Annotated in this window: 1 rRNA gene; it reads right to left on the bottom strand. The window is 55.2% G+C overall.

Annotated features, from left to right (window positions below):
- A 23S ribosomal RNA gene (locus tag WFK81_RS30850) occupies positions 1-223 on the bottom strand; the annotation flags it as partial.

The following is a 223-nucleotide window of genomic DNA, read 5'->3' on the forward strand; positions in this document are numbered from 1 at the left end:
CTCATCCCCGAACTTTTCAACGTTCGTGGGTTCGGGCCTCCAGTGCGTGTTACCGCACCTTCACCCTGGACAGGGGTAGATCACACGGTTTCGGGTCTACGACCACGTACTCATTCGCCCTATTCAGACTCGCTTTCGCTGCGGCTCCGTCTTCCCGACTTAACCTTGCACGTGAACGTAACTCGCCGGTTCATTCTACAAAAGGCACGCCATCACCCTTTTA

The organism is Paenibacillus sp. MMO-177 (assembly GCF_037147795.1).
Lineage (GTDB): Bacteria > Bacillota > Bacilli > Paenibacillales > Paenibacillaceae > Pristimantibacillus.